The organism is Flavobacterium sp., from assembly GCF_035760125.1.
Taxonomy (GTDB): domain Bacteria; phylum Bacteroidota; class Bacteroidia; order Flavobacteriales; family Flavobacteriaceae; genus Flavobacterium.
The window spans coordinates 1-5,260 of record NZ_DASTTN010000183.1; the positions used below are offsets into that span (position 1 = coordinate 1).

5 protein-coding genes are annotated in these 5,260 nt (G+C 34.6%); 3 read left to right on the top strand and 2 right to left on the bottom strand.

Translation table 11 applies throughout. From position 1 onward, the window contains the following. Positions 1-318 precede the first annotated feature (318 nt). The gene (locus tag VFS71_RS06915; protein ID WP_326400192.1) at positions 319-1,185 is read left to right on the top strand and encodes a hypothetical protein; all 867 of its coding nucleotides are present in this window, start codon (positions 319-321) and stop codon (positions 1,183-1,185) included. 115 nt (positions 1,186-1,300) lie between these two features. Here the strand turns inward: VFS71_RS06915 and VFS71_RS06920 are convergent, their stop codons facing one another. Further along, complete coding sequence (locus tag VFS71_RS06920; RefSeq protein ID WP_326400193.1) at positions 1,301-2,113, bottom strand: SDR family NAD(P)-dependent oxidoreductase; 813 nt, start codon at positions 2,111-2,113, stop codon at positions 1,301-1,303. Positions 2,114-2,220: 107 nt separating this feature from the next. Beyond that, positions 2,221-2,874 carry a TetR/AcrR family transcriptional regulator gene (locus tag VFS71_RS06925; protein WP_326400194.1) on the bottom strand — a complete coding sequence of 218 codons (654 nt, stop codon included), beginning with the start codon at positions 2,872-2,874 and terminating at the stop codon, positions 2,221-2,223. A gap of 434 nt (positions 2,875-3,308) precedes the next feature. On the opposite strand from VFS71_RS06925, the gene VFS71_RS06930 reads away from it, so the two are divergent. Both VFS71_RS06930 and VFS71_RS06935 read left to right on the top strand, forming a co-directional pair. Beyond that, positions 3,309-3,887: a TetR/AcrR family transcriptional regulator gene (locus VFS71_RS06930; protein WP_326400195.1), complete on the top strand. Its 579-nt coding sequence runs from the start codon at positions 3,309-3,311 to the stop codon at positions 3,885-3,887. A 218-nt stretch (positions 3,888-4,105) separates the two neighbouring features. After that, on the top strand, positions 4,106-5,248 hold the full coding sequence (locus VFS71_RS06935; RefSeq protein ID WP_326400197.1) for an efflux RND transporter periplasmic adaptor subunit: 1,143 nt from the start codon (positions 4,106-4,108) through the stop codon (positions 5,246-5,248). Positions 5,249-5,260: the final 12 nt, after the last annotated feature.

Here is a 5,260-nt window from a genome sequence, read left to right on the forward strand (position 1 = left end):
AATATCACAGACTTAGAAGATGAAAATAAACAAAATAGTTCTGAAGAAAAATTTAATGCAGTTACATTATTACACAAATTTGTGAAGAGATTTAAAGCATGAAAAATTACACCCGCTAACAGCTACTACAATGGATTTAGACAATAGGCTTAATGGAGAGTTGGTTTTGTAATTATAATATTTTGCCCCCAGCAATTATACTAGCCACGTTGCAAACGCTTTATTTAGTTCATAAAAGTAAGTAGACACTCGTTGCAAACGAGTACCAGAGGGGAGATTAAAGGAGATCTATGAATCGAGCTTGAATAATTTAATTGAATGATTGATAATATACCAACGATAGAAAATTATTATTATGTTGCTACTATTGCGATTCTAACTTTTGTACTAACAATGGTAACAGCAAAAGGTGGCTTAACAAATAATAGATATCACAGATGGTGGAAAAAATATACTAATAGAGGATGGAAAGCTATTGCTCTTGGATTTGTAATAGCATTGGTTTTATTATTACAAGACATTAATAACCGTAATATTTCAAATCAAAAAGATAATGAATTAACAACTGAACAAAATACAAGAGATTCAAAAATAACCAAAGGAATTAATATTGGTGTTAAAAAAGAGACCAAAAATTTATTTGAAAATTTGTCATTAGCGTTTAAAAAGCAAGGTTTACAGTATGATACTATAAAAAATCAAGTTTTAAAATTACGCGATTCAATAAGAGTTACCGAAATTAATGGTGAACCACCACTAATAAATATCAATAATTTACAAATTGTAGATAGTACTTTTTTCAATAAAAATTATAAAGTAAAATATAACATCACTAGCTATAACGCTCCTAGTTATAAAACACATATTTTAATGGATATTTTTGCAATTTCACCTTCTGGTAATATCTATACAATTAACAAAAATATCAGTATATTTTATAATGGACAAACAATCGGTATGGGAGAAGAACTTTCTAATACTTTATTAATTGCAAAAGACACGTCTTTTTATTCGTTTTATGCCTTCCGTTTAAAAGGAATCTATTACAAACATGACAATACAAAACTTAACATTGATAAGTTTTACTTACTGAGACCACGCAAAAAACCAAGTACTTTCGAAATACCTGTTCAAGTTCACGAAACTGCTCTAAGATTATACTTAAAAACAAATAATTTAGAGTAAAATTTGATATCCGCTCCCCGAAGAGTTCAATGGAAACATCTCTTCAAAAAAAAACGAGACCATTTCTAAAAAGAAACAATCCCGTTTAATCAACTTAAAAAAATCAGAGTATAATTTATCTGTGTGCGGCTGCAGAAACATCAGCCCATTCTTCCCAGGTAGCAATTTTTTGTTCGTAGGTATGTTTAGCGAATGGTAAGGCCACTTTTCCTAAAAATAGACGTAGAGGAGGGTTTGCAGCTTCAACCAGTTTAATGATAGCCGGAACTGTAGCACTTATTGTTCCGAAAGTATCAGGATCATGTCCATCTACAATTGCTTTTTTTAGTCCATCATAAGCATCGATGCTTTGGCTGTTGAATCCATTACCCCAGATATCAGTAGCATAACCGTTTGGTTCTAATAGAGTTACATTTATTCCGAATTGTTTTACTTCTGAAGCCAACGTTTCAGTTAGACCTTCAACGGCAAATTTAGAAGCATTGTATAGTCCTAAAACTGGTAAAGCGACAATCCCTAAAATAGAAGAAACCTGAATGATGTGACCGCTTTGTTGCTTTCTCATAATCGGCAGAACAGCCTGTGTTAACCATAAAGTTCCGAAGAAATTGGTTTCGAATTGTGCTCTTGCTTCGCTTTCGCTGGCTTCTTCAACAGCACCGTTTAAAGCATAACCGGCATTGTTAATCAGGATATCAATTTTTCCGAAATGCGCTTGTACTTTTTTCACTACTTCAAATGATTCTTCACGTTTGTTTACATCTAATTTTAGCGGTAAAATGGCATTACCATATTGTGCTTTTAAGTCGGCTAAGGTGTCGATATTTCTTGCTGTTGCAGCTACCTGATATCCTTTTGCTAAAAATGCTTCTGCCCAGGCTCTTCCGAATCCTTTTGATGCTCCTGAAATTAAAATTGTTTTTGACATGGTTTCTAATTGTTGATTATTAATTATTAATGTTGTTACTATTGAAATTGTTTTTTGTTACTACTATTTTAAAAATGACCCTTCGGTCATATTTTTGATAAAAAAAATTAGAGGCTGTTTTCCTCTATCATTGATTTTAGGGTACTGGTGATTATTTTCATCTTATCATTATTGCCTGACATTCTTGAGATTAAATGACCGCCTTCCATCATGGCAACGATTACGGTGGCAAAATCGACTGCATTCCAGTCCGCTCTGAATTCGGAGTTGGCAATTCCTTTGTTTATGCTGGCTTCTAATAGCTTTTGATTTAAGTTGATACCCTTATTTATTTTTTCTTTTATAACAGGATTAGTATCATCAGCCTCTGTACCGAAATTCAATAAAGGACAACCTCCGGTAAGGGGTGGATTTACAGCATTACTAAAGAAATCAATATACGTGAACAACTCCTCTTTGGCTGTTTTGCTTTTGGCCAGTCTCGCCATCAATTTATCTCCCAATACTTTCATATTGTAATCCACAGCAGCGCAGGCAAGGACTTCTTTATTTTCAAAATGAACGTACATGCTTCCTTTAGACAATTTGGTAGCTTCCATAATATCACTCATAGCGGTTGCTGCAATCCCTTTTGTGTTAAAAATCGGTGCTGCTTTTTCAATGATGAATTGTCTGGTTTCTTCGCCTTTTGCCATGATAATTGTTTCTTCACTTTTTATACTCAGAAGAATTACGATGCAAATATATGACCGATTGGTCATATATAAAAACTTTTTATCATTTTTTTTTTGATAGCAGTTATTTTAACCCAGCTAGGCGAAGTCTTCTAAATACAAAAATATGTACAGGCGTAAGCTGGACATTCGTGTCAGCACGGAGTACAACAATACAATCAGCTAAATTTTTTATGAAAAACTAACTTTCTCGCCTAGCCCCGATGGAAGCGATATCCTTTTCCTGGCTCCTTTAGACAGAAAAAGATTTAGCGGACAGCGGGACAGAAGATGTTTATGAAAATTGATTTTCTGCTCCTAAAAATCATGAAAAGCTCCCCAAATACTGCAATAAACTGAATATTAATTTGAATTAAGGCAGGTTCAAAAATGGCTCTTTAGAAAAAAATTGAAAAAAATATCGATTCTGAAACGCTTGTTTCAAAAATAGTTTTACATTTGCAAAATAATAATTAAGTCTTATGGCTCGCTGTGTAGAATTTAACGAGGTCGAAAAAATTGAAAAAGCAATGAATGTCTTTTGGGAAAAAGGATATAATGCTACTTCTATGCAGGACTTAGTGGATGCCATGCAGATCAACAGAAGCAGTTTATACAACACCATTGGCGACAAGCATCAATTATTCATGAAATGCATTGGCAATTATTTTGATACTGCCATGTGTGAATTAAAAGAAAAAGTAGCCAAAGAAACATCGGCCAAGCAAGCATTAATCAAGGTTATTAGTGATAAGGCAGATTGGATTGTATCCTGCGACAAAGGCTGTTTGGGAATGAAAACGAGTTTCGAAATTGCACCGGAGGACACCATAGTCCGAAATGTAATGAGCAAAAACAATGATATTTTCATTGAATTTATGGCCACAATAGTTCAAAAAGCTATGGATGACGGTGAAATGGATGACACCGAAGATGCGGCATTAATGGCTGAATACATTGCAACTTCTTTTACAGGATGGAAGCAATCGTACATTCTTCATGGAAATCCAATCAAAATCAAAAAAATGTCAGAATTCCTGATTAAAAATATATTTAAATAGCCCTTTTTTTTTACCTACTTTCTGAAACGTTTATTTCAGAAAACAATACACATTAAGCATACCAATTTTTAAATTACAGCATTGATTCTGAAACGATTATTTCAGAATTATGACTGCAGGCAATTATTAACCTTTAAATAAAAAACACCATGAATTCTGAAACGTTTATTTCAAAAACAACTACAATATTTAAGACCAAATTAAAACTAATTCCAATCATGAGAAAATTTACCATTTTAAGCTTAATGGCTGTATTTTTAATCAGCTGTGCAGATAAATCGCAAGCACCTGTTGCTGCGCCCGCTCCCCTCCTGCCCGTTATGGCAGTAACTACTGAAAACACTACTACTGATGCTGAATATCCTGCAGCTATACAGGGAACCGTGGATGTGGAAATCCGTCCGCAGGTAAGCGGTAACTTAGACCGAGTTTTGGTCGATGAAGGTGCTTATGTTACTAAAGGACAATCTTTATTCAAAATAAACGAACGCCCTTACCGCGAGCAATTAAACAATGCTTTGGCTAGTCTTCATGCCGCCGAAGCCTCATATATCAACGCACAGCTTGAAGTTGACAAACTAACGCCACTGGTTCAAAACAAAGTAGTTTCTGATTATCAGTTGAAATCGGCTAAAGCTTCACAAAAAATTGCTGCCGCCAATATCGAGCAAGCCAAAGCAATAGCAGCATCAGCAAAAATCAATTTAGGTTACACCAATATTACGGCTCCTGTAAATGGATACATCGGAAGATTGCCAAAAAAACAAGGAAGCTTAGTTGCTGCAACAGATATTGACGCACTAACAACTCTTTCAGATGTTCAGGAAGTGTATGCTTATTTTTCCCTGAGCGAAACAGATTTCATCCAATTTAAATCAAAATATGCTGGAAACAGCATTGGCGACAAAATCAAAAAACTGCCTCCTGTGACTTTGATATTGGCTGATAATAATGCTTATCCGCAAACGGGAAAAATAGACATGATTGATGGTCAATTCGATAAAACCACCGGAGCTATTACTGTAAGAGCTACATTTCCAAATCCATACAAAACTTTGCGCTCTGGAAATACGGGGAAAATCCGCTTGGGGTTACAGCATGATGATGCGATTTTGGTACCGCAATCCGCTACAATAGAAATGCAGGATAAAGTTTTTGTCTTTACAGTAAGCAAAGAAAACAAGGTTACCAAAATGCCCATTACTGTTATTGGTAAAAGCGGCGCTAACTATCTCATCAAAGACGGTGTAAAAACGGGTGATCAAATTGTATTAAGCGGTATCGACAAACTTCAGGAAGGACAATTAATTCAGCCTGAAAAATCAGCAACTAAAATTGCTCAAATCATTAACAAAAAATAATTTTTACAGATG